Origin of the sequence: Urbifossiella limnaea, assembly GCF_007747215.1 — a bacterium.
Lineage (GTDB): Bacteria > Planctomycetota > Planctomycetia > Gemmatales > Gemmataceae > Urbifossiella > Urbifossiella limnaea.
Genome location: NZ_CP036273.1, coordinates 3,890,150 through 3,915,671 on the forward strand (window position 1 = coordinate 3,890,150; position 25,522 = coordinate 3,915,671).

Genomic DNA, 25,522 nt, shown 5'->3' on the forward strand with positions numbered 1-25,522 from the left:
TGGGACGCGTGGGAAAGTCTCAGACCGGTCGGTCGGTTGGTGGAACGAGGAGTGCGAGTGTGGGCGTTTTGGGGGTGGGAGGGGCGGAAAGTCTCGCGGTCTCTGGAGAGTCGGGAGGCGACAGTTAACGGGACAGGCAGCACGCTGCCCCACATCACGAAGGAACACGTGCGGGCGTTTCTTCCGCGGGTCGGTGTCAGTGCGTAGAGTGCGGGTGAGGTCGCGGGTCGAGGTGGCCGACATCTGAGTGGTGCCTCGTGCCCGTCAGTTAACCTGGTCCCGGGAGCCTGCGATCACATCACTGGTGGCACCCCGTGTGTCCCCGCTTGGGAAACTGCTCGACGATCACACCCTCCCGCGCCCGCGACCTCACCCCTGTACCCATCGCCCACCGCGGAGGCGGTCATGAGTACGCGCACGACCCGGACGAAGACCACGACCGACCCGCCGAAGGCGCCCCCGCGGCCGCGCGCGGCCCGGCGGCTGCGGGTGACCAACCCCCACGCCGCCGGCATCGACATCCACTCCGACATCCACTGGGTCGCGGTCCCGCCCGACCACGCCCCCGCCCCGCCGCCCGACCACCCGGCCAACCTGCCGGCCCACGTGCGGGCGTTCGGGGCCTGCACCGCCGACCTGTACCAACTCGCCGACTGGCTGGCCGCCTGCGGGGTCCGGACGGTGGCGATGGAGTCCACCGGGGTGTACTGGATCCCGCTGTTCGAGCTGCTGGAGGCGCGGGGGCTCGAGGTGTACCTGGTCGACCCGCGGCAGTCGCGGCACGCGCCGGGCCGGCCCAAGAGCGACGTCCTCGACTGCCAGTGGCTCCAGCGGCTGCACAGCTACGGGCTGCTGACCGCGTCGTTCCGCCCGGCCGAGCGGGTGGTCGTCCTGCGGGCCTACCTGCGCCAGCGGCAGATGCTCCTGCGGTACGCGGGGCAGCACGTCCAGCACATGCAGAAGGCGCTGGAGCAGATGAACGTGAAGCTGACCGAGGTGGTCTCGGACGTCACCGGCGTCACCGGCCTGGCGATCATCAAGGCGATCCTCGCGGGCGAGCGCGACCCGGACGGGCTGGCCGGGCGGCGCAACGTGCTGTGCAAGCGGACCCGGGCGGAGATCGCCCGGGCGCTGGAGGGGAGCTGGCGCGCCGAGCACCTGTTCGCGCTCAAGCAGGCGGTGGCGCTGTACGAGTTCTACCACCAGCAGATGCGCGAGTGCGACGCCGAGCTGGAGGCCCACCTGCGGACGTTCGCGGACCGGGCCGACGGCCGCCCGCTCGAGGACCGGCCGGGTTACAAGCGCCGGTCGCGCCGGGCCAACGACCTGGCGTTCGAGGCCGTGCGCGAGCGGCTGTACCGGATGGCCGGGGTGGACCTGACGGTGCTGGAGGCGGTGGACGAGGGCCCGGCGCTGGTGATCCTCGCCGAGGTCGGCACGGACGTGAGCCGGTTCCCGACGGCCAAGCACTTCACGAGCTGGCTGGGCCTGTGCCCACAGCACCAGGGCTCGGCGGGGCGGATCAAGAGCCGGGGCGTGCGGCGCGGGGCCAACCGGGCGGGTCGGGCGTTACGCCTGGCGGTGCGGGGCTGCCACCACGCCAAGAACGCGCTGGGGGCGTTCTACCGGCGGGTCCAGGCACGGGCCGGCGCGCCCAAGGCGATCGTGGCGACGGCGCGGAAGCTGGCGGAGCGGGTGTACCGGCTGCTGCGGTACGGCGAGCAGTACGTGCGCCGGGACGCGGAGGAGTACGAGGCGGCCTACCGGGCGCGAGTCGTCAAGGGGCTGGCGCGACGAGCGGGCGAGTTGGGATATCGGCTGGAGCCGACGGCACCGACCGGGACATGAGTGGGATAGGACCGATCGGGAGCCGCGGGCCGTGCGTCGCATCGGTCCCGCAGGGGGGCGTTGCGCTCACTCGGTCGAACCTCGACGCAACGCCCAGCGATCTCGACGGAGTGTTCCTTGGGAACAGGCTGAGGGGGGCAGAACGACGAAACACCTAGGATTTCAGGCGTCTCGCGCCTATTAACTGGCGGGTTGGCCGTCGATGGCAAGTTCGTCCCAATAATTCCTTCTGGGACGCCCGCCGACGTTCCGGCGCTTAACAGAATAGAGGCATCGATGGTGTGCGCTCTGCCGGCCCCAAGGCGTCTCCCACTCGCCCACGTTCCTCGGCGATGGCCGCTCGCCGACCGCCCACTCTGCTCACCCGACGTATTCCCCGTCGGCCGTCACGCCCCGCCGAGTACGTCGAGGTCGGTCGCGGGTGGCTCCTCGCCCCCGCCGAAGTCCTTCTACAAGAACAGCCGCATCCGGGCCGGGCGGCTGGCACAGCTGTGAATGGCCACGTCCGCCCGCGCGTCGCCGTCGGTGTTCGTGACCGCCACCCGGGAGCCGCCCCGGTCGTTCAGGGCGCCGCACGTGGAACAGCTCGCCACCGGACTCGTCCTGGTCGCTGACGCCCGATGAGCCTACGCCACTTCAGAATCGAGGGAAAACCCGTTGCGTCCCGCCTGTGCTGTTCCGCGTTCACGGACTGGTAGTACGCCAGGGCCAGTCTGCACTCCGCATTTGAAGGACTGATTTCTTGGACCGATCGAAATCGAACACAAGGCCAGGTTTGAGATAGTTCGCAGGCGGTGAGGTCGTTGTGGGGCCAGCGTCTTGCTAGCCCCCGTGAGCTTTCGGGTAACGTGTTACGCAGACTTGCCACCGCCACCGCCACCGCCACCGCCACCGCCACCGCCACCGCCGCCACCGCCGCCACCGCCGCCACCGCCGCCACCGCCGGTGCTCGCGGCCTTCACCTTGACCAGGCTGCTGCCGGTCAACAGCGGGTTCGACACGTCGGTCACCGACAGGGTGAAGTCACCCGGCGCCGCGAACACCATCGTGAAGGTGTGCGAGCCGGCGTCGTCGGCGGTGAAGGTGTAGTCCACCGGCACGCCGCTCGCGCCGACGAAGTGGATCGTGCCGAAGTAGTTCTTCACCTTGTTCCCGTAGGCGTCTACCAGCGTCACCTTCAGCGTCGCCGCGGCGCCCACGGTGGCGTTCGACGGCGCCGCGAACACCAGCTTCGCCGCCGCCGCGTTCACCACCTCGAAGTTCGTCAGCGTCGCCGCCAGGGCGACGTTCGAGGCGTCGGTCACGGTCACCGACCAGACGACGCTGTTCGGGGTCGCCGTCTTCAGCACCACGGCGAACGTGTGGCTGCCGGCGTCGGCGGCGGTGAACGAGTAGTCGGTCGGCAGCGCGGCGATGGTGTCGGTGCTGGTGAACTTCGCCTTGCCGCGGTACGCGGCGACGGTGTTGCCGAAGGCGTCGATCGCCCGCACGGTCAGCGGGACGGCGTCGCCGGCGGTGACGAGGACGTGCCCCTTGCTGTCGGCCCCGAGCGAGGTCGTGACGCGGTAGCCGGCGAAGACCCCCGCCGACACGGTGATGCCGCCCTGCGAGCCGGACAGCGCCCCGCTCAGGTCGCGCACCGCGATCGACTGCGTGCCGGCGGTGCGGAGCGTGGCCGCGAACGTGTGGCTGCCGGCGTCGGCGGCGGTAAACGTGTAGCTCGCCGGGAGCCCGGCCTGCACGTCCGAACTGCTGAAGTACACGGTCCCGGTGAACCCGCTGGCCACCTGGCCGATCGTGTCGCGGACGGTGACGGTGAAGGCGTTCGCCACGCCGGCGGTGATGGCGACCGGGTAACCGCCGACGCTGAACAGGGCCGGGACCGGCGGCGTGGCGTCGCTCGACACCGTGCCGCTGAGCGCGGCGTTCGCCACGTCCGTCGCCGTGATCGTCTGCGTGCCGACGGTCAGCAGTTTCACGCTCACGGTGGCGACGCCGTTCACCAGGGCCGTGTCCGCCGGCAGCACCGCGGCCGGGTCGGAGCTGGTGACGTGAACCGTGCCGCTGTAGCCGGTGGCAGTGTTCCCGAAGGCGTCGCGGGCAACGACCGTGACCGGCCGGGCCACGCCGATCGCCCCGCCGCCGCCGGCCAACACGAGCGTCTGCGCCGCGGCCGGGGACACGCTCACGGTCGCGCCCCCGGTGATCGAACCGCCTACCTCGGTGGCGCTGACGAACCGCGCGCCGGCCGTCTGCAGCGTCACTGTGAAGGTGTGCGTGCCAGCGTCGGCGGCGGTGAACGTGTAGTCGGCCGGGAGGCCGGCGAGCACGTCGGTGCTGGCGAAGTGGACGCGGCTGGAATAGCCGGCCGCCAGAAGCCCGCCCGTGTCGATCGCCGAGACAGTGACGGCGAACGTGTCGCCGGCGCCGGTCGCGGCGGGGGCGGCCACGGTCAGCCGCGCGACCTGGCCGGTCACGGTCACCGCGGCCGAGCCGGCGGTCAGGTTCGGGGCCGACACGGTCACCGTCTGGTCGCCGCCGGTGACGAGCCGGATGGCGCCGACGAACGAGTGGGTGCCGGCGTCGGCGGCGGTGAACACGTAGGGGATGCCGGCGTCGAGCGGGTTGAAGGCGTAGCCGGCGGCGGTGGTGGCGCGCGGGTCGCTGCTGCTGACGTACACCACGCCGCGGAAGCCCGTGGCCACGTTCCCGCTCGCGTCCACCACCGTGATCGTCATCGGCAGCACCGACCCGGACGTGGTGGTGGCGGGGGCGGTCACTTGGAACGTCACGGCGCCGGCGAGGTTCTGGTAGTCGGCGTGGTCGTTGGTCACCACCGTCACGCCGGTCGTGCTCGGGTACGCCAGGTCCACGGCGCCGTCGCCGTTGAAGTCCCCGTGCGTCCCGGCCTCGAACCGCCCGGACGGCGTCGGGAACGACACCGACGGGTAGAACGTGCCGTCGCCCTTGCCGTGGCTCACCATGTACGACGACCCGCCGCGGACGGCGAAGTCGTCGTTCCCGTCGCTGTTGAAGTCGGCCACCTCGATCTCGTACCCGGTCTGGGCGATGCCGTAGGTGTGGGGCGCGCCGTAGGTGCCGTCGCCGTTGTTGAGGAGCACGCTCATCGACGTGGCGGCGTAGGAGTTCGGGCAGGCGAAGTCGAGGTAGCCGTCGTGGTTGAAGTCGCCGGCCGCGAGGTACACCGGGGCGGTGAACGCGTAGTAGCTCTGGGCCGGCTCGAACGACCCGTCGCCGTGGCCGCGGAGGACGCCGACGGTGCCCACGCTCGCGGTGTTGGACGAGGCCATGTCGAGGTTGCCGTCGCGGTCGTAGTCGCCGACCACGAGGTTGATGTTGTTCCCCGGCAGCCCGGTCGCCAGCGCCGCGCCGAGGGTGCCGTCGCCGGCGCCGACGTACACGGCGGCGCCGTTGGTGCTCACCACGCCCACGTCGAGGTTGCCGTCGTTGGTGAAGTCGGCGACCTTCACCGAGTGCGGGCCGGCCGCGGGGTAGCTCACGGGCGCGGCGAAGGTGCCGTCCCCGTTCCCGAGCAGCACGTCCACCGCGGAGCCGACCACCACGAGGTCGCGGACCCCGTCGCCGTTCAGGTCGCCGGCGGCGGCGTCGAACGGGGACGCGCTGGTGGCGTAATCGACCCGCGGGGCGAAGCTGCCGTCGGCGTTGCTGAGCATCACGCCGACGGAGCCGGCGAGGGTGTTGCTGACGACCGCCATGTCGTCGCGGCCGTCGCCGTTGAAGTCGCCGACGGCGATGCCGGCGGGGTTGGCGCCGGCGGCGTAGCTGGTGGGGGTGAGGAACGCGGGCACCTCGCGGCTCTCGAGCCCTTCGAGGCCCAGGCGCGGGCGGCGCGAAGCGTTGCGGATCGGGCGGCGCGGGGCGGTGCCGAAGAGCTGCCGGAGCCAGTGATGAAACATGATGAACCCTGATCGGAACGGATGACGTGAGTGGGACGCGGGCACGGCGCCGGCGGCCGTCGGGGCGACGCCGGAGGAAGTCGGTCGCGACCGCGCCGTCCGCCAAGAATCGCACCGATTCCACTCATCGGCCGGAAAGAGCGTCGCAACTCCTTGCGAGACTGCGACTTCCGGCGCGCCGATTATTCGGGCGGGTTTCTGGCGGACCGAACCGCCCGATCCGACTCTCTACCGGTGAAGGGGTTCCGGCCGGCTCGGCCGCCCGGCCCCGGTCGCCCGGACTGCGTTGAGGACTGAGTGATGCGCGCGGCTTTCCGCCCGACGTTGGAACGGTTCGAGGAGCGTGCGGTTCCCGCCGCCGGCTGGCGCCCCATCCCGGACGACTCCGTGACCACCGGCCCGGACGACGGCGGCGTGCCGCGGGTCAAGATCATCGACCCGGTGACGGGCGAGGACGTGGGCGAGATCGAGGCCTACGAGCTCGGCTTCCGCGGCGGCGTCCGCACCGCCCTCGGCGACGTGACCGGCGACGGCGTGGACGACCTGATCATCGCCCCCGGCGTCGGCGGCGGGCCGCGGGTGAAGATCGTCAACGGCGCCACCGGCGACCAACTCGCCGACTTCTTCGTGTACGAGCCGTCGTTCACCGGCGGGCTGTACGTCGCCGCCGGCGACGTGAACGGCGACGGCCGCGCCGACATCATCACCGGCACCGGCAACGGCGGCGGCCCGCGCGTCCGGGTGCTCGACGGCGCCACCCTGGGGCAGACCGTGCTCCGCGACTTCCTCGCCTACGAGGGGTCGTTCCGCGGCGGCGTCCTGGTCGCGTCCGGCGACATCGACGGCGACGGCCGCGACGACGTGGTCACCGGCACCGGCGTCGGCGGCGGGCCGCGCGTCGTCACCTTCTCCGGCCTCACCGGCGCCCAGCTCGGCAGCTTCTTCGCCGCCGAGGACTCGTTCCGCGGGGGCGTACTGGTCGCCGCCGGCGACGTGAACGGCGACGGCCGCGACGACGTGATCGCCGGCGCGGGGGTCGGCGGCGGGCCGGTCGTGCGCGTGTTCGACGCCCTCTCCCGCGACCAGCTCGAATCGTTCCTGGCTGACGACATCTCGTTCCGCGGCGGCGTGCGGGTCGGCTCGGCCGACGTGAACGGCGACGGCCGCGACGACGTGGTGGCGCACACCCGCCACGGCAACGACGACGTGCTCTCCGTGTTCGACCCGGCCTCGGACGGGCCGATCCGCCGGCTGACGCGGGCGGTGGACGACAACCCCTCGCCGAGCGACATCGCGGAGGGCGGCTCCGGCGGCGGCACGTCGGGCGGGTCTACGACCGTGGCGAGCCATGAGGAGGGCACGGTGATCGCGGTGAACGCGGGGGCCGGCACGGTCACGCTGCGGCGGTCGAACGGGACGACGGTGGTGGTCCGCACTGGCCCCGGGACGAAGGTGGAGCGGAACGACGCCGACGCCACGCTCGCCGCGTTCCGGGTGAACGACTTCGGGCAGGCGAAGCTCGGCGCCGATGGGGTGGCGCTGAAGGTGGAGGCGGTCGGCCCGTGACCGGGTGGACCGGCGGGCGGGAGCGTGCCACAATACCGGTGCCCGCCACGTCCCAACAGGTAGCGCGATGGCCGACCCGACCGGCCCCGACCCCGCACCCACCGACGCCTCGCTCCTCGGCCGCTTCCGCCGCGGCGAGGGCGACGCGGCGACCGAACTGTACCTCCGCTACGCCCGCCGGCTCCGCGCCGTCGCCGAGGCCCAGACGGCGCCGGACCTGCGCCGCCGGCTCGACCCGGACGACATCGTCCAGTCGGTGTTCCGCACGTTCTTCCGCCGCGCCGCCGCCGGGCAGTACGACGTGCCGGCCGGCGAGGAGCTGTGGAAGCTGTTCCTGGTCATCGGCCTGAACAAGGTGCGGGCGGTCGCCGCCCACCACCGGGCCGCGAAGCGCGACGTGGCCGCCACCGGCGGCGACATTACCTCCGCGGCCGCCCCCGAGTCCGACGACGAGTCGCTGACGGCCCTGCGGCTGACGATCGACGAGATCCTGGCGCGCCTGCCGCCGGCGTACCGGGAGGTGGTCGAGCTGCGGGTGGCGGGGCACGAGGTGGCCGAGATCGCGGCCCAGACGGGCCGGGCCAAGCGGTCGGTCGAGCGGATCCTGCAAGAGTTCCGGGAGAGCCTCCGCGGGCAGGTGAATGAACCGGACTGACACCCCGCCGGCCCCCGCCCCGCCCGCGTTCGACGCGGAGCTCGACGGGTTCGTCGCGGCCTTCGAGCGTGCCGCCGCCCGCGACCCGGCCGCCGCCCCCGCCGCCTTTCTTCCCCCGGCCGATCACCCGAAGTACCGGGCGGTGTTGCGCGAGCTGGCACGGATCGATTTGGAGTTCGCCTGGGACCGCGGCGCGCCCCGTCGGGTGGAGGCGTACCGCGACCGCCTCCCCGAGCTGTTCGCCGACGCGGACGGGCTGCGGGCCGTGGCGTGGGAGGAGTACCGCCTCCGCCAGGCCGCGGGCGAGTGCCCCACGCCCGCCGACTACCACCGCCGCTTCGGGATCGACCTGGGCGGCGCCACCGGCCCCGCCCACCTGCCGCGGACGAGCGTGCTGGGCTCCGAGGCCGGCGACGAGCCGTCGACGATGCCGGCCCCCGGCGACCGGGTGGGCGAGTTCGAGCTGGTGCGCGAGCTCGGCCGCGGGGCGTTCGGGCGCGTGTTCCTGGCGCACGAGCCCGGCCTCGCCGGGCGGCCGGTCGTGCTCAAGGTGTCGTCGCGCCTCGTCGGCGAGGCGCAGACCCTCGCCCGGCTTCAGCACACGAACATCGTCCCGGTCTACTCGATCCGCCGGCACGGGCCGTACCACGTCCTCGTCATGCCGTTCCTCGGGGCGACGACGCTGGCCGACCTGCTCGCGTCGTTCCGCGGGCCGGGCGGGCTGCCGGGGTCGGGGAAGGGGCTCGTCAGCACACTCGCCGGCCACGCCCACCGCACCACCGGCGGCGCGTCCGACGCCACGCCCGCGCCGCCGGCCGGCGACGCCCCCGGCCTGTCGCGGGCGGCGCTGGCGCGGCTCGAGGCGCTGAGCTACCCCGACACCGTACTGTGGCTCGGGGCGCAGCTGGCCGACGGGCTGGCGCACGCCCACGACCGCGGCGTGCTCCACCGCGACCTGAAGCCGGCGAACGTGCTCGTCACCGACGACGGCCGGCCGATGCTGCTTGACTTCAACCTCGCGGCCGACGCCGCCGACCCGGCCGTGGGCGACCTGCCGGCAGGCGGCACGCTCCACTACATGGCCCCGGAAGTGCTCGCCGCGCTCGCCGACCACCGCGGCCACGCCGACCCGCGGGCCGACGTGTACGCCCTCGGGCTCGTGCTGTACGAGCTCCTCACCGGCACGTTCCCGTACCCCGACCCGCCGCCCGGCCCGCCCGCCGCGACCGTTCAGGCGATGCGCGCCGCCCGCGCCGAACCCGCCCCGAGCGCCCGCCGCTTCCACCCCGACCTGGCGCCGGCGGTGGCGTCGATCCTGGCGACATGCCTCGATTCGGACTTCACCCGCCGCTACCCGACGGCCGCGGCGCTGCGCGACGACTTGCAGCGGCAGCTCGACGCCCGGCCGCTGGCGTTCGCGGCGAACCCGTCGCCGCGGGAGCGGTTCGCCAAGTGGCGGCGGCGGCACCCGCGGGCGGCGTCCGGGGCGAGCGTCGCGGCGGCGGCGGCGGTCGTGCTGGCGCTGACGGCGGGCGGCTTCCTGGTCCGCCAGCAACACCTCGGCCGGCTCGAAGCTGCGGACGCGCGGCACGGGCTCGCTGCCGAGCGCGACGCCGTCGAGGCGCTGCTGATCGACCACGACGCGCCCGGCGCGTTCGCCGCCGACGCCGCCCGCCGCGCGGAAGCCGTGCTCGCCCCGTACCACACCGACGCCGCCGACTGGCCCGCCGGCCCGCTCCTGGCGCGGCTGCCGAGCGAGGAGGCGCACGCGGCGCGGGCGGACGCCGGCCGGCTCCTCATGGCGCTGGCCGAGGCACGGGCCGCGCTCGCCGCGCGCGAACCCGACCCGGCCGCGCGCGCCGACCGCTTCGCGGCCGCACTCCGCGCCAACGAGCAGGCTGCGGCCGTGACCGACGCCGCCCGGCCGCAGCGGGCCGCGCTCCGCCGCGCCGCCGGGCTGCCGCCCGAGCCGGACGCGCCCGCCGTCACCCCGGCCGAGGGCGTCGCCGAGTCGATCCGCGCCGGCCGCTACCGCGAGGTGATCGAGCGGGCGCGGCCGCAGGGCCGCGAGGCGCACTACCCGGCGTGGGTCGTGCTCGGGTACTGCCACCTGCGGCTCGCGGAGAACGCCGACGCGGTGCGCTGCCTCGACGTGGCCGCCGCCCTCGCCCCGGACGCCGCGGCCGTGCGCTTCCACCGCGGCATCGCCCTCCACCAGCTCGGCCGCCACGCCGCCGCCCGCGCCGAGTTCGACGCCGTCCTCGCCGCGCTCCCCGACCACCCGGAGTCGCTGCTGAACCGGGCGCTGGCGCGGCTCGGCGAGAAGGACCACGCCGGGGCCGTCGCCGACCTCGACCGGCTGGAGCGGACCGGCGCCCGGCTGCCGCGGCTGTATTTCGTCCGCGAGCACGCCCGGCGGCTGGCCGGCGACGCAGCCGGGGCCGCCGCCGACCTGCGGGCCGGGCTGGCGGCCGAGCCGAACGACCCCGCCGCGTGGGTGGCCCGCGGCCGCGCCCGCCTCCGCGCCCGCCCCGCCGACCCGGCCGCGGCCCTCGCCGACTTCCGCGCCGCGACCCGCCTCGACCCCGGCTACCTGCTCGGCTGGGAGAACGCCGCCGAGGTGCTGTCCGAACACCTGAACCGCCCTGACGAGGCCGTCGCGGCGCTCGACCGAGTGTTGGAGTTGAACCCGGCGCACGCCCCGGCCCGCGCCGGGCGGTCGGTGCTGCACGCCCGCGCCGGCCGCACCGCCGCCGCCCGCGCTGACGCGGCGCGGTGCGTCGGGGCAGACACGCCGGCTCTGATCCTGTATCAAATCGGATGTGCCCATCTGCTTTGCGCCGCGACCGACGACGAGCGGCAGACCGGTCTCGGCTTCCTACGCGCGGCCCTGAGGAAAGACCCGTCGTGGGGCCGGTTCATGCCGTCCGACGCCGACCTGAAGACCGTCCACGGGGTGGAGGCGTTCCGTGCCATGGTCGCGGCCGCCGCCGTCCTCGCACCCTGACCCACGTCATTCTCCCGGTGGTGAACCGATGACCGATACCCGCTCCCGCTTCCGCCCGCGGCTCGACGCCCTCGAAGGCCGCGAGGTGCCGGCGCAGTTCGGCGTGGCGTGGGGCGACCCGACGCACCTGACACTCAGTTTCGTGCCGGACGGCACCCCGGCGGAGGGGACGCCGAGCACGCTGTTCGCCACCCTCGACGCGGCCGTGGGCCGGGCCGCGTGGCAGGGGGCGGTGCTGCGGGCCGTGCAGACGTGGAGCGAACTCGGCAACCTGAACGTCGGCCTCGTCGCCGACGCCGGGCAGCCGTTCGGCACGCCCGGCGAGACGCAGGGCGACGCGCGGTTCGGCGACATCCGCGTCGGCGCCGTGCCGATGACCGCCGAGCTGGCGAACGCCGTACCGCCCGACCCGTTCCTGTCCGGCACCCTGGCCGGCGACGTGTTCCTGAACACCGCCGGGCACTTCGACCCCGCCAACCTGTACGGCGTGGCGCTGCACGAGGTCGGCCACGCCCTCGGGCTCGGGCCGAGCGCCGACCCGCGGTCGGTGATGTACAACCAGTTCTCGGGCAACACCGTCCCCACGGCCAGCGACACGGCCGCGCTGCGGGCGCTCTACGGGGTGCGGGCGCCGGACGCGAACGAGGGGGACAAGGGGAACGCCGAGCCGAAGACCGCCACCCGCATCCACTACCCCCAGTCGCCGACGGGTGCCGAAATCTTCTCCGCCCCGCTCGTCGGGTACGGCGACGTCACCACCCGCCAGGACGTGGACACCTTCTACCTGTCGCCCCCGGGCGGGTACACGGGGCCGATGACCGTCCGCGTCCAGACTGCCGGCGTCAGCTTCCTGGCCGCCCGGCTGAGCATCGTCGACCTGAACAACCGCGTTCTCGCGCAGGCCGTCGGGGGCGGGTCGGCCGGCGGTGTGCTGAGTCTGACGCTCCCGTCCGTGAACCCGTCCGCGAAGTACTACGTCCGAGTCGAGGCTGCGCCGGGCGGGCCGGTCGGCGTCGGCCGGTACGCCGTCGCGGTGACGATGGACCGCCTCCAACTGCCGACCGTCACGCCGCTCGACGCCGTGCTCCGCGGCCCGTACGACACGCTCGACGCTAACGACCTCTACGCCGTGTTCACCGACCCCGACCACGCCTTCTACGACGACGACCTGCACGCCGACGACACGATCGATGTGGCGACGAGTCTCCCGGCCACGCCGGGGTACGCGGCCGACAGCCACTACCGGGTCGTCGCCAGCCTGGCGGACGCGGCCGACAACGACTTCTACCGCGTCCGCGCCCCGGACGTGCGGACGGCGCAGGTGATGACGGCGACGGTGCGGGCGGTCGACCTGAACGCCGTCGCCCCGCGGGTCGAGCTGCTCGACGGCAGCAACCGCGTCATCCCGGCGCGGGTGCTGGTGAACGGGAACGGGACGTTCACCGTCCAGGCGACCGGCGTGCCGCCGCGGAAGGCGAACTACTTCGTGCGGGTGTATGAGGCGGGCGGCGCGTCGGGCAACTACGCCCTCGACGTGAGCTTCGGCACGACCGCGGCGGCAGTGAGCGACTTTGCCGCCGGCACGCTGGCCGGGGCCGGCGCCGCGAGCGGGTTCAACGTGTACGTCGGCCAGACGCAGCTGTTCGGCCTGACCCTGACTGCGACCGGCGCCGCCGCCGCGGTGCGCGTGCAAATCCGCAGCGCCGCCGACCCGACGGGGCCGGCGCTGTTCGACCTGACGGCCGCGGCCGGCGACACCGTCTCCGGCCCGGCACTGGTGCTACCGCCGGGCGCCTACGTGGTGACGTTCACGGCCTCGGCGGACGCGACCGGGCCGCTCGGGTTCGTCCTCTCGGGTTCGACGCTGACCGACCCGGTCGGCCCGGTAGCAGGGGATACGACGCTGACACCCCAGTACCTGGCGCCGACCTCGCCGACCGCGAGCACCCAGCCGTCGATCGACACACAGGCCGTGTACCAGTTCCTGTACCCCACGGGGCGGCTTGGCTACGACCCCTATCTTTGGGTTTTCTCGTTCTGATTGTTGGGAGTCATGTTTCGCGACGACAAGTTGTGGGCAGATGCCGGCGAGTTCGCGGGTGACGCGCGAGCTGCGGTTCAGGGTCACGGCGCCGTACTTCATCGCTCCGAACACCGGCTTCCCGTCTACGAACGCCGCCGCGATGAACAACCGGTAGCCCTATCGGCAATCGACGTGGACGGAGACGACATGTGGGTGGCGGAGGTTGGCGGCAGTCTTCGACTCACGGATGGACTGCATGATTTGTGCTGGATTGTTGAACACCTTGGGGTTGGGCACCTTGAACGCCACTCCTGGTAGAGTTCCGGGTTGTATGCCCGGAACGCGGTTCCGAACGCCCCGGCCCCACGCATTCCACTGACAGCGAATCGCCCGACACCCTCCACCTTCTCGGCGATGGCGGCGGTGGGTGTGAACGCCCCCTCAGATGTACGGCTAGTCGGCTGACGCTTTCGAGTTGCGGACAGCCCACCGATCAGCTCCACTGGGGCGATCGGGAGGACTCCGCCATGAAGAAGTACGTCGTGACCCTGACCGCCGAAGAGCGGGTCGAGTTGACCGGGTTGCTGGCGGCCGGGAGGACGGCCGCCCAGAAGGTGGCCCACGCCCGCATCCTGCTCAAGGCCGACACCGCCGACGGCCGGCCGGGGTGGACGGACGACCGGATCGCCGAGGCCGTGGAGGTCAGCACCGACACCGTCGGGCGGGTCCGCCAGCGGTTCGTCGAGTCGGGGGTGGCCGCCGCCCTGACCCGGAAGGCCCAGGCCAAGCCGAGTCGGGAGCGGGTGCTGGACGGGGCGGCCGAGGCCCGACTCATCACCCTCGCCTGCTCCCCGCCCCCGGACGAGCGCACCCGGTGGACCCTGCGGATGCTGGCCGACAAGTTGGTCGAGCTGGAGGTCGTTCCCGCCGTCTCGGCCGAGACGGTCCGGCGGGTGATGAAAAAAACGTGGTGAAGCCGCACCTGAAGGAGCAGTGGTGCCTGCCGGACGGCCCGAGCGGGGAGTTCGTGGCCCGGATGGAGGACGTGATCGAGGTGTACCACCGGCCGGCGGACCCGAAGCGGCCGCTGGTCTGCATCGACGAGTCGTCCAAGCAGTTGGTGAGTGAGGTCCGTGAGCCCCTGCCGACCGCCCCGGGCGCCCCGGCCCGGTACGACTACGAGTACAAGCGGGAGGGGACGGCGAACCTGTTCATGATCTCCGAGCCGCTGGCGGGTTGGCGGCAGGTGACGGTGACGGACCGGCGGACGGCGAAGGACTTCGCCGAGGTGCTGCGGTGGCTGGTGGAGGAGCGGCACCCCGGGGCCGACAAGCTGGTCCTGGTGACGGACAACCTGAACACCCACGACCCGGGGTGCCTGTACGAGGCGTTCGAGCCGGACCGGGCGCGGCGGATCGCCGCGAAGCTGGAGTGGCATTACACCCCGAAGCACGGGTCGTGGCTGAACGTGGCGGAGTGCGAGTTGGCCGCCCTGTCGGGTCAGTGCCTGGACCGCCGGATCGGGTCGGCGGGCGCGGCTGAGCCAGGTGGTGACGGCGTGGGTGAAGGAGCGGAACGAGCGGAAGGTCGGAGTGAACTGGCGCTTCACGACGGCCGACGCCCGGGTCAAACTCCGCCGGCTCTACCCCGCACCTCAAAAGTGCTGACCGACTAGCGGCTTTGAACCGGGACCCGCACGCCGGGCACCCGACCGCCCTGCTGACTGCCGCGTCTGGAATTGTCGATCGGCGGGCACGCGCCGGGTTGGGTAGGCGACCGGTGCGAGCATGTCGCGGTCTCAGAGCGTGAGGAGAACCTAGCAAACTCCAGAACGAGACACCCCCAGTGGCGTGCCTCGCTGGGACCTGATTCCGGTCAGTGGTAAGACGTTTGGCGTCCCGAAGCGAGGCGGACCACTGCAGCGCTCGGCGTCGACGGGCTCGCCGTGGTAAGAATTAACCACCACCAAGTGGCAGTCCAGCACGGAACGACCGTCGAGTGGGTCAGAAAGACCCTCTTGATTTACGGTCGGGCACTTCTTGCCCGTTCGGGCAATTAGCACGTCCAGAGACTCCCGCCAGACAGCCGCCGGCCGGTGCCGCCGAATGTCGCTGTGGGCCACACCCCGTCCGGAGGTGCCGACGTGATGACGGCCGCTCCCGTTCGCCCCTTCGACCGCACGCCACCCGCCGAAATGACCCCAGCCGAGCGGGCCACCGCCGTCGCCGCACTCCACGCTACCGGCCTCCTCCGCTACCTCTACCCTGCCGCCTTCCCGCACCCGGACGGCACCACGAATTCGCAGGAATAACCAGCCGAATCGACTTGATGCGTCGCCCCGCGCAAGCGTTACTGTCCACGCCGGTTAACGACCCCGAGACGCCCGAGAGGAGGCCCGCATGCCTGCGACAACCGAGAAGCCGCCGACGTTGGCGAAGGAGCTGGCGGCGCTAATGCGGATGACCGCGGCCAAACTCCGCGACAAGTACGCGGCGGTGTTCGGCGAGCCGGCCGCGTCCGGCGACCAGCGGCTTGACGACTTCGTGGGCCAGGCGGGCGGCTATCCAGTCGGTCCGCGCACCGGCGGCCGCAACGGTGGTGTAGCACGGGCGGTACTCGTCGCTCAGCCCGGCGGCCCGGCCCCAACTCGTCACCGTCCGACGGCCGCGGGCCAGGACGGCCCCGACGAGCAGCCACGCCAGCCGGGGAGCCGATCGTGGGTCGAGGACGGACGCGAGGCGGGAAAACGGGTGGCACGACGGGGGGAGGGGATGCGAAGATGGCATGGCCGGTTCCGTCCGGGGCGAGGGTCGTGTGGTACCGCCATCGTCCCGGACGGGCCGGCCGTCGTCTACCCGCCCAGGGTCAGCCGCTCAAGTACAGGAAGTTGCGGAAAGCACAGACCTGACCGATCCAGCCCCCTGAGAGAATCTTGCCGCATTTCGAGATTTCTGTCGGCAAAGCGGACCCGGCGGCATTTTACTGTACATCGACAGCCCGCGCCGCGGTCGGACGCCATGGACCCACTGGAACACATCCTCCGTCGATTTCTGGCTGACGAGCCCTACCGGCGGTTGAGCGACGACGACTTGTGGGTCCGGTTCCGGGATCACGGGGATGAGGGTGCATTTCGAGTGCTACTGCAGCGGGTCGGTGGGCGGATCTACGCTCGGTGCCGCGCCGTCCTGGGTGACGATCACCTGGCCGAGGAAGCCGTTCAGGAGACGTTGCTCGCCCTGATCCGTCACCGCGGCCGCCTGCCGACCTACGGGGCCGCCGTCGCCTGGCTGTACCAGACGGCGACCAACACTGCTCGGCAGGTCAACCGTCATCGGTGGAGGCTGACTCGGCGCGAACAGCGGAAAGCGGAGGAGTGCCCACCGGAAAGCACTCCCGCCCCGGACCTCGACGCGGATGCCCGGCATGCAACACTGACGGCGGCCCTGCTCCGATTGCCGACCGCCCAGCGGCGATCCCTGGAGTTGGTCTACCAGGAGGGGATGACGCACGCCGAGGCGGCCGCTGCATTGGGCTGGTCCCGCGGCTCGGTCAGTACGTGTGTCCAGCGCGGACTGGGGCGGTTGCGGCAATTGCTCGGTCGAGAAGACATACTCGCAGTCGGAGGAGTGGCGGTTCTGGAAGCCGCCCTCTCCGCCCGCTCAGCGGGGCTCGATCCACCCCGAGCCGCTGCCCTCGCTGACATCACCTGGGCCCGGGCGGAGGCGGGCGTCCCGCTGACCGGGGGGTGGTGGATGCCGCGAGGGATCCCGTCGGCGATCGGCCTGGTCGTTTGCGCCGGAGGCGTGGCGGCAACCGGTGCGGTGCAGGGTTGGTGGACGGCCACACGGAGCCCCCAGCCACTCGCGCCGACCCCGGCCGTCGCCGCGGCCGTCGAGCCGGAAAACCTGCAGGTGAAAAACCTGCGGATCACGCGGGAAGAGATCGCCCCGCAGGTCCGGGACATCTTCCAGCGATTCTACCCCAAGGAGAACTTGGTCCGTGTCGAGAGCGTCCGTGCGTTCGGGTCGGAGGTCGAAGTCGAGCTGCGGGTGACGCCACCGCCCCCGGCGATCACCCAGCTCGCCGCCGTGTCGCGCGGCCGCTACTGTGTGTTTCGGCGCAAGCTTCGGGTTGACTCGCAGCCGACTGGGGATACCCGCTGGTACTGGATGAACCCGGAAAAGCCCGTCGCCATCAAACTCCCGGCTTTGTCCGGGCCGGGGCGGGAGGTCGTGATTGGGCGGGACGAGTTCGCGGCCACGGAACGGCTGTTCGACCGACTCCCGAAGGACGAACGAGCCGAGGCCGCGCTACTCCGACTGCTCTTCGGCCCGCCGGGTAGTGAGTTGCTGCTTCCGGCCAGGAGTCTGGGAGCCTCGGGATTCTCCGGCAGGGTGATCCTGGCGGCGGAGTGCGGCGGGTTGTACGTCCGGGACGACACCGACTCGTGGCGATACACCGGGGAATGTCCCGGCGTCTCGCCGGTGGTGGCGGACGGGCGCGCCTTCTGCCACGTGAATGGCGGGATCTGGTCTCGACTGCTCGCCGAGCCGACGGCCCCGTGGGTGAAGTGGTGCGACGAGCCGCCACTCGAACCGGGCGACCAGGACCGTCGCGACTTGTTCATCGCTGGCGGGCGGTTGTGTATGGCCATGAAACCGCACGCCCTAAACTCCCGGCCGCTGTCCGACCCGGCAGTCGGCTGGGTGCGGACCACACACCCGGTCCAACATGGGGGCTTCGCGGTCGTGGGTGACTTTTTGTTCGGGAACGACGGCGAGCGCCTGTTCAAGCGACCCGCGAGCCAGCTCGATGCGGCCTGGGTTCCGGTCGGCCCGTGGCCGCCCGGGTACGACCGATTGGTCGCGGACGGAGACCGCCTGCTAGCGTTCGGCCGGGACCCGGGGCCGATCTACGCCCGCCCGGCCGCAGCCCTCGCGGACGTGCCCTGGACGGAAGCCGGCCGCGTCCACGACCCGTACAAGCAGTGACTCGCCCGCACCGCGTCCCTGCTCGAAGTGTTGCAGTCTCGTAAGTTCCTCCGCCGGAGTCGCCCGATGCTTCGCAAGTGGTTCGCCCGCCTGCCCGGTCTCTACCAGATCCCGTCCCGCCGCGACCGCCGCTCGGCACGGGCCACGCCGCCCAGCCGACCGCGATTGCGAGTCGACCCGCTGGAGGACCGGACCGTGCCGGCGACGGTGACGTGGGACGGCGGCGGCGGCAACTTCGACTGGAACACGGCCGCGAACTGGAGTGCGGACGTGCTGCCCGGGGCGAGTGACGATGTAGTGATCGACCTCGGGAGCAATAACTTCGCGGTCACGCATTCGGCAGGCGACACCGCAATTCAAAGCCTGAGGAACTTGGCATCCCTCAGACTTGTCGGCGGTACGCTCGACATCGCCGCTGCCTCGTCTGTTGCCAAGGACCTATTCCTCACCTCAACTCTTTCTGGCAGCGGAAACTTGAGCATCGGAGGCGAGTTCGCGTGGTCGGGCGGGGCCATGACGGGCGCGGGCACGACGACGGTGCTGGCGGGCGGGACGTTGACCGGCACCGGCGGCCACCTCCGGCTGTCGGGCCGCACGCTGGCCAACGCCGGCACCGGCAGCTGGAACTCGCAGCGGTTCATTCTCAGCAACGGCGCGGCGGTCGTTAACTCCGGGTCGTTCGCCATCGGCAGCCTCGACATGTACGGCGAGGCCGGCGGCGGCAGCTTCACCAATACGACGACCGGTTCGATCACCAAGACGGCCAACGCGAGCACCGCCTACATCTATGACGGCGTCGGGTTTTCCAACGCTGGCTCGGTGCAGGTCGGCAACGGAACCCTGTGGATCGACACCCCGGGAACCAGCAGCGGGTCGTTCGATGGCGCGGTGAACACGACGTTGGTGCTCTACCAGCAGAACCTGACGGCGACGTCACGCGTCTCCAGCGCCGGGACGGTCGGGCTGACCGGCACGACGGTGGCGGGCAGTTACGCGGTGACCGGCGCGACCGACACCGGGGCGGTTGACTTCACCGGCACGGTCTCCAGCGTCGGCAAGCTGACCGTCTCCGGCACGACCGATTTCCACGGCATCGCCGTCAGCCCGAGCGACCTGTATTTGACGGGCACCCTGCAGAGCAACGCCCCGATCACTGTTGCCGGGACGTTCGCGTGGTCGGGCGGGGCCATGACGGGCGCGGGCACGACGACGGTGCTGGCGGGCGGGACGTTGACCGGCACCGGCGGCCACCTCCGGCTGTCGGGCCGCACGCTGGCCAACGCCGGCACCGGCAGCTGGAACTCGCAGCGGTTCATTCTCAGCAACGGCGCGGCGGTCGTTAACTCCGGGTCGTTCGCCATCGGCAGCCTCGACATGTACGGCGAGGCCGGCGGCGGCAGCTTCACCAATACGACGACCGGTTCGATCACCAAGACGGCCAACGCGAGCACCGCCTACATCTATGACGGCGTCGGGTTTTCCAACGCTGGCTCGGTGCAGGTCGGCAACGGAACCCTGTGGATCGACACCCCGGGAACCAGCAGCGGGTCGTTCGATGGCGCGGTGAACACGACGTTGGTGCTCTACCAGCAGAACCTGACGGCGACGTCACGCGTCTCCAGCGCCGGGACGGTCGGGCTGACCGGCACGACGGTGGCGGGCAGTTACGCGGTGACCGGCGCGACCGACACCGGGGCGGTTGACTTCACCGGCACGGTCTCCAGCGTCGGCAAGCTGACCGTCTCCGGCACGACCGATTTCCACGGCATCGCCGTCAGCCCGAGCGACCTGTATTTGACGGGCACCCTGCAGAGCAACGCCCCGATCACTGTTGCCGGGACGTTCGCGTGGTCGGGCGGGGCCATGACGGGCGCGGGCACGACGACGGTGCTGGCGGGCGGGACGTTGACCGGCACCGGCGGCCACCTCCGGCTGTCGGGCCGCACGCTGGCCAACGCCGGCACCGGCAGCTGGAACTCGCAGCGGTTCATTCTCAGCAACGGCGCGGCGGTCGTTAACTCCGGGTCGTTCGCCATCGGCAGCCTCGACATGTACGGCGAGGCCGGCGGCGGCAGCTTCACCAATACGACGACCGGTTCGATCACCAAGACGGCCAACGCGAGCACCGCCTACATCTATGACGGCGTCGGGTTTTCCAACGCTGGCTCGGTGCAGGTCGGCAACGGAACCCTGTGGATCGACACCCCGGGAACCAGCAGCGGGTCGTTCGATGGCGCGGTGAACACGACGTTGGTGCTCTACCAGCAGAACCTGACGGCGACGTCACGCGTCTCCAGCGCCGGGACGGTCGGGCTGACCGGCACGACGGTGGCGGGCAGTTACGCGGTGACCGGCGCGACCGACACCGGGGCGGTTGACTTCACCGGCACGGTCTCCAGCGTCGGCAAGCTGACCGTCTCCGGCACGACCGATTTCCACGGCATCGCCGTCAGCCCGAGCGACCTGTATTTGACGGGCACCCTGCAGAGCAACGCCCCGATCACTGTTGCCGGGACGTTCGCGTGGTCGGGCGGGGCCATGACGGGCGCGGGCACGACGACGGTGCTGGCGGGCGGGACGTTGACCGGCACCGGCGGCCACCTCCGGCTGTCGGGCCGCACGCTGGCCAACGCCGGCACCGGCAGCTGGAACTCGCAGCGGTTCATTCTCAGCAACGGCGCGGCGGTCGTTAACTCCGGGTCGTTCGCCATCGGCAGCCTCGACATGTACGGCGAGGCCGGCGGCGGCAGCTTCACCAATACGACGACCGGTTCGATCACCAAGACGGCCAACGCGAGCACCGCCTACATCTATGACGGCGTCGGGTTTTCCAACGCTGGCTCGGTGCAGGTCGGCAACGGAACCCTGTGGATCGACACCCCGGGAACCAGCAGCGGGTCGTTCGATGGCGCGGTGAACACGACGTTGGTGCTCTACCAGCAGAACCTGACGGCGACGTCACGCGTCTCCAGCGCCGGGACGGTCGGGCTGACCGGCACGACGGTGGCGGGCAGTTACGCGGTGACCGGCGCGACCGACACCGGGGCGGTTGACTTCACCGGCACGGTCTCCAGCGTCGGCAAGCTGACCGTCTCCGGCACGACCGATTTCCACGGCATCGCCGTCAGCCCGAGCGACCTGTATTTGACGGGCACCCTGCAGAGCAACGCCCCGATCACTGTTGCCGGGACGTTCGCGTGGTCGGGCGGGGCCATGACGGGCGCGGGCACGACGACGGTGCTGGCGGGCGGGACGTTGACCGGCACCGGCGGCCACCTCCGGCTGTCGGGCCGCACGCTGGCCAACGCCGGCACCGGCAGCTGGAACTCGCAGCGGTTCATTCTCAGCAACGGCGCGGCGGTCGTTAACTCCGGGTCGTTCGCCATCGGCAGCCTCGACATGTACGGCGAGGCCGGCGGCGGCAGCTTCACCAATACGACGACCGGTTCGATCACCAAGACGGCCAACGCGAGCACCGCCTACATCTATGACGGCGTCGGGTTTTCCAACGCTGGCTCGGTGCAGGTCGGCAACGGAACCCTGTGGATCGACACCCCGGGAACCAGCAGCGGGTCGTTCGATGGCGCGGTGAACACGACGTTGGTGCTCTACCAGCAGAACCTGACGGCGACGTCACGCGTCTCCAGCGCCGGGACGGTCGGGCTGACCGGCACGACGGTGGCGGGCAGTTACGCGGTGACCGGCGCGACCGACACCGGGGCGGTTGACTTCACCGGCACGGTCTCCAGCGTCGGCAAGCTGACCGTCTCCGGCACGACCAGTTTTATCCCGGCTATCGGACCGCAGTCCCTCACCATTCCGGAATTGACCGTAATCGGAACGCTGCGGGGCGCGGACGATTTCCTCGTGACGGGCTCGTTTAACTGGTCTGGCGGCACGCTTCAAGGCGTCGCCGGTCTCGGTAGCCTCACCGTCCTCAGCAACATGACGCTCAACGGCACGTACTCCATCCGCGACTTTACCCTCATCAACGCTGGCGACGCGGTCTGGTCCGGCGGAGCGGTGAACTTCTACGGTGCCGACAGTCACTTCACCAACCTGTCGGGGGCGACGTTCGAGGACCGGGCGGGCGGGCACTTCGGCAGCGCCGATAACAACTGCCCCGACTTCGAAAACCAAGGCCTATTCCGAAAGACCACCGCCACCACCACGGACCTGCACATGCAGCTGTTCAACAGCGGCAGCGTGCAGGTCGAGCAAGGGTCGCTCAACATCGATTGCGGCCTCGTGCAGGTCACGACGACGACGAGCGGCGGCAGTAGTTCCGGCACGATCACCGGAAACTTCAGCGGGCCGGTCACGACCGCCGTCGTCAACTCCGGTCAGGTGTCGTCGCAGCCCTCGCCCACGCCGCCGCCACCCGTCACCAACTACACCCAGACCGCCACGGGCAGCTTGACGGAGTTGATCGGCGGGCTGACACCGGGCACCGGGTACGGTCAGATCGTCGTGAACGGGAACGTCAGCCTGGCCGGGACGTTGTCCATCGTCCTCACCAACGGCTTCTCTCCGCACCTGAATGACACGTTCACGATCATCGACAACCGGGGCAGCAACTCGGTCGTCGGCACGTTCTCCGGCCTGCCGGAGGGGGCGACTGTTAAGATCGGGAGCATCACGTATCAGATCAGTTACCAGGGCGGGACCGGCAACGATGTGGTGTTGGCGGTCATCTCGGTCAACGCCCCGCCGACCGCCAACGCCGGCGGGCCATACACCGTCGCGGAGGGTGGGTCCGTCACGCTCGACGGCTCGGGCAGCAGCGACCCGGACCAGTCGGCCGGCACGCTCACCTACACGTGGGATCTGGACGGCGACAACGTTTTCGGCGAGACGGGCGCGGCCGCCGGGCGCGGCGACGAGGTTGGCGTGAACCCGACGTTCTCGGCGGCCGGCCTCGACGGCTTCGCCGGGGCCGCGGTCGCGGTGCGGTTGCGCGTCACGGACTCGGCGGGGGCGAGCAGCGACGGCAGCGCCACGGTCAACATCACCAACGCGAACCCGATCCCCGTGATTTCTTCGATCGGCACCGTCCGGGTCGAAGGCACGTCGATCGCGGTCACCGGGTCGGCGACCGACCCCGCCGGGGCGAACGACACCCTGACCTTCGCGTGGGCGGTCTACGTGGGTAGTTCTGCCTCCGCGTTCGCCACGGGCGGCAACGGTACGTCTTTCAGCTTCACGCCCACGGACAACGGCAGCTACCGCATCGTGCTGACCGTCTCCGACGAGGACGGCGGGGCGGCGACGACCGAACAGACGATCGCCGTGGGCAACGCCACCCCCGCGGCCTTCAACGGCGGCGCGACCACCGGCACAGAGGGTACGTCGGTCCTGCTGACCGGCTCTGCCACCGACGCCGGGGCTATCGACCAGGCCGCCGGGTTCACGTACGTCTGGACCGTCACCCGCAGCCGCGACGGCGGTGCGACCTTCTCCCCCTACGTCGTCGGCAGTGGGGCGGCCCTCACCCTGAACCCGAACGACGACGGCCTCTACCGCGCGACCCTCACCGCGACGGACAAGGACGGCGCGACTAGCGCGCCGGCGACGCACACGATCGCGGTCGGGAACGTCACGCCGTCGGCGACGGTCTCCGGCCCGACGACCGGGCAGGTCGGTATCGACTTCTCGGTACAAGTCGCCAGCGCATCCGATCCCAGTTCGGTGGACGCGGCCGCGGGCTTCACGTACCAGTGGTCCGTCCTGCGGTGCGGTACGCCCGTCGATCTGACCGGCGTCGCCACGACCGGAACGACCCTGAACTTCAGGCCGACCGAACCCGGCGCTTACACCGTCACCATGACGGTGACGGACAAGGACGGCGGGGCGACGACCGCGTCGCACCTCGTCACCGTCGGCGCACCCTCCGGCGTGACGCTGCTGCCCGGTGGCCTACTGGTGATCGTCGGGACCAGCTGCGACGACGACATCAAGGTGAATCCGGGCGGCGGGGCACCGGAGATCAAGGTGAAGTTGAACGGCGTGCAGTCCACCTACGTGGGCGTTACCGCGATCGTGGTCTACGCCGGCGCGGGGGACGACTTGGTACAGGTCGCCGGCGGGGTGACGGTGCCGCTGACGGTGTTCGGCGGGACCGGGAACGACCTGCTGAAGGCGGGCGGGGGGAACAGCATCCTCGTCGGCGGCGACGGGTGCGACGTGCTGCTCGGGGGAAACGGCCGGGACATCCTGATCGGCGGCCGCGGGTCGGACCTGATCGGCGGTCAAGGGGCGGACGACATCCTGATCGCCGGGTATACGGCGTTCGACGGCAACTTGGCTGCGCTCGATCTCGTCCGGGCCGAGTGGTCATCCGCCCGGTGTTTCTCCGACCGGGTGGCGAACCTGTCCGGGACCGGCACGACCGGGGTGAACGGTGAGGCGGTGTTGCGGGCGACCGGCCCGACGGCGACGGTGTTCGACGACGCCGCCTGCGACCTGCTCGCAGGCGGCGGCGGGAGCGATTGGTTCATCTTCAACAGCGTGGGTGGCCCGCACGTCGATCTCGTGGCGGACATGTCGGCGTTCGAGGGGCTGTTCGACACGGACCTGTGATCCGGCTGGGGACTGCACCCCGGCGGGTGAGCGCCTCTCGCCCGCCCGCATTAGGTACGACCGCGCTGGGCCTGGCCACGGCGCTGATCGCGGTGCCCACGGCGGGGCTGTGGCTCGGGCTGACGAACCCGGAGGTGGAGGAACGCCGGCGGGGTGAGGGGCTACCCCGACGACCTGTACCGCGAGTCGGCCGCCAACCCGGACCTGCCACGGGTGGTCAAGGAGCAGCTCGGCCAGATCGCAACCCTGTCTGCTCTTTCCGCAACTTCTTGTGTCTGAGCAGCTGGCCGTGGGCGACTTGACGGAGCGGACGCGGGCGCGGAGTTCTGCTGTCGCTGACGGCTAACGAAAGCCCGGCCGGGCCGTCACCCGGCCGGGGATCGTCTGTTGCATACCTCACCGCCGGGCGAGGCGGATGCTCCCGCCCCACACGCCCAGGCCGAGCAGCCCGAGCAGGAACGCCACGAACGCCCACCACGACTGAAACGCCAGCCCGAGCCACCCGGCCACGACCGCCGCCCCCGTCGCGTGCAGCTGGTTCAGCTTCTGCCGCGCACCCATCACTTACCTCCTTTGGTCTCGATTGTCGAATATCGCCGGCTACCGCGGCCGCGGCTTCCGGCCCGGAGCCGGCAGCGCCGGCGGGGGCGGCGGGGCCAACCCGCCCGGCCCGTCGCCAGTGGCCTTCAGCCCCCGTGACCGCCGCTGGACCTCGGCCGCGGCCCCGTCGAGGCCGTCCGCCTGCCACGCCGCCGCGAGCTTGTCCAGGCCGCCGGCCCGGCCGGCCGCGCCGGCCAGGAAGTCGGCCTCCAGCTCCTGCACCGCCCGGGCGGCCAGGAGCACCTTCACCCGGTCCACCAGCGGCCCCAGGATCGTCGCAAACATCACCTGCCTCCCCTCGTGTTGCCGGCCCCG

The 25,522-nt window shown here is 71.5% G+C and carries 14 protein-coding genes and 1 pseudogene; 10 read left to right on the forward strand and 5 right to left on the reverse strand.

Annotated elements, in window-relative coordinates:
- Positions 1–405: 405 nt before the first annotated feature.
- Positions 406–1,848, forward strand: a complete 1,443-nt coding sequence (locus ETAA1_RS15975) for an IS110 family RNA-guided transposase (protein WP_238389459.1) — start codon at positions 406–408, stop codon at positions 1,846–1,848.
- A 449-nt stretch (positions 1,849–2,297) separates the two neighbouring features.
- Here ETAA1_RS15975 and ETAA1_RS31985 read toward each other — a convergent pair whose 3' ends face one another.
- Positions 2,298–2,441, reverse strand: a complete 144-nt coding sequence (locus ETAA1_RS31985; protein WP_202920933.1) for a hypothetical protein — start codon at positions 2,439–2,441, stop codon at positions 2,298–2,300.
- Between the two features lie 258 nt (positions 2,442–2,699).
- Positions 2,700–5,786, reverse strand: coding sequence for a beta strand repeat-containing protein (locus ETAA1_RS15980; protein WP_145240129.1), 3,087 nt, complete (start codon positions 5,784–5,786; stop codon positions 2,700–2,702).
- Positions 5,787–6,086: 300 nt separating this feature from the next.
- On the opposite strand from ETAA1_RS15980, the gene ETAA1_RS15985 reads away from it, so the two are divergent.
- The 6 genes and pseudogenes from ETAA1_RS15985 (at position 6,087) to ETAA1_RS31990 (ending at position 15,348) form a co-directional block, all read left to right on the forward strand.
- On the forward strand, positions 6,087–7,352 hold the full coding sequence (locus ETAA1_RS15985; protein WP_145240131.1) for an FG-GAP-like repeat-containing protein: 1,266 nt from the start codon (positions 6,087–6,089) through the stop codon (positions 7,350–7,352).
- A gap of 67 nt (positions 7,353–7,419) precedes the next feature.
- Complete coding sequence (locus tag ETAA1_RS15990) at positions 7,420–8,007, forward strand: RNA polymerase sigma factor (RefSeq protein ID WP_145240133.1); 588 nt, start codon at positions 7,420–7,422, stop codon at positions 8,005–8,007.
- Complete coding sequence (locus ETAA1_RS15995) at positions 7,994–11,014, forward strand: serine/threonine-protein kinase (protein WP_145240135.1); 3,021 nt, start codon at positions 7,994–7,996, stop codon at positions 11,012–11,014. The genes ETAA1_RS15990 and ETAA1_RS15995 overlap by 14 nt, the downstream gene beginning before the upstream one ends.
- Positions 11,015–11,042: 28 nt before the next feature.
- Positions 11,043–13,055, forward strand: a complete 2,013-nt coding sequence (locus tag ETAA1_RS16000) for a matrixin family metalloprotease (protein ID WP_145240136.1) — start codon at positions 11,043–11,045, stop codon at positions 13,053–13,055.
- A gap of 509 nt (positions 13,056–13,564) precedes the next feature.
- Positions 13,565–14,704 (forward strand): annotated as a pseudogene (locus ETAA1_RS16005) (IS630 family transposase).
- Between the two features lie 479 nt (positions 14,705–15,183).
- Positions 15,184–15,348 (forward strand): hypothetical protein, encoded by a 165-nt coding sequence (locus tag ETAA1_RS31990; protein ID WP_202920159.1) that lies wholly within the window; start codon positions 15,184–15,186, stop codon positions 15,346–15,348.
- 139 nt (positions 15,349–15,487) lie between these two features.
- Here ETAA1_RS31990 and ETAA1_RS31995 read toward each other — a convergent pair whose 3' ends face one another.
- Positions 15,488–15,823, reverse strand: coding sequence for a hypothetical protein (locus ETAA1_RS31995; protein WP_202920160.1), 336 nt, complete (start codon positions 15,821–15,823; stop codon positions 15,488–15,490).
- Positions 15,824–16,054: 231 nt separating this feature from the next.
- Between ETAA1_RS31995 and ETAA1_RS16010 the strand changes: the two genes are divergently transcribed.
- The 3 genes from ETAA1_RS16010 (at position 16,055) to ETAA1_RS33470 (ending at position 24,886) form a co-directional block, all read left to right on the forward strand.
- Positions 16,055–18,028: an RNA polymerase sigma factor gene (locus ETAA1_RS16010; protein WP_202920161.1), complete on the forward strand. Its 1,974-nt coding sequence runs from the start codon at positions 16,055–16,057 to the stop codon at positions 18,026–18,028.
- Positions 18,029–18,094: 66 nt separating this feature from the next.
- The gene (locus ETAA1_RS16015) at positions 18,095–24,607 is read left to right on the forward strand and encodes a PKD domain-containing protein (protein WP_145240140.1); all 6,513 of its coding nucleotides are present in this window, start codon (positions 18,095–18,097) and stop codon (positions 24,605–24,607) included.
- 153 nt (positions 24,608–24,760) lie between these two features.
- On the forward strand, positions 24,761–24,886 hold the full coding sequence (locus tag ETAA1_RS33470) for a hypothetical protein (RefSeq protein WP_261341983.1): 126 nt from the start codon (positions 24,761–24,763) through the stop codon (positions 24,884–24,886).
- A gap of 117 nt (positions 24,887–25,003) precedes the next feature.
- Here ETAA1_RS33470 and ETAA1_RS32000 read toward each other — a convergent pair whose 3' ends face one another.
- Together ETAA1_RS32000 and ETAA1_RS16020 are read right to left on the reverse strand one after the other, a co-directional pair.
- Entirely contained in the window at positions 25,004–25,168 is a 165-nt protein-coding gene (locus ETAA1_RS32000) for a hypothetical protein (RefSeq protein ID WP_202920162.1), read from the reverse strand.
- Positions 25,169–25,207: 39 nt separating this feature from the next.
- A complete protein-coding gene (locus ETAA1_RS16020) occupies positions 25,208–25,492 on the reverse strand; it encodes a hypothetical protein (RefSeq protein WP_145240142.1) in 285 nt (94 codons plus the stop codon).
- Between the last annotated feature and the right edge of the window lie 30 nt (positions 25,493–25,522).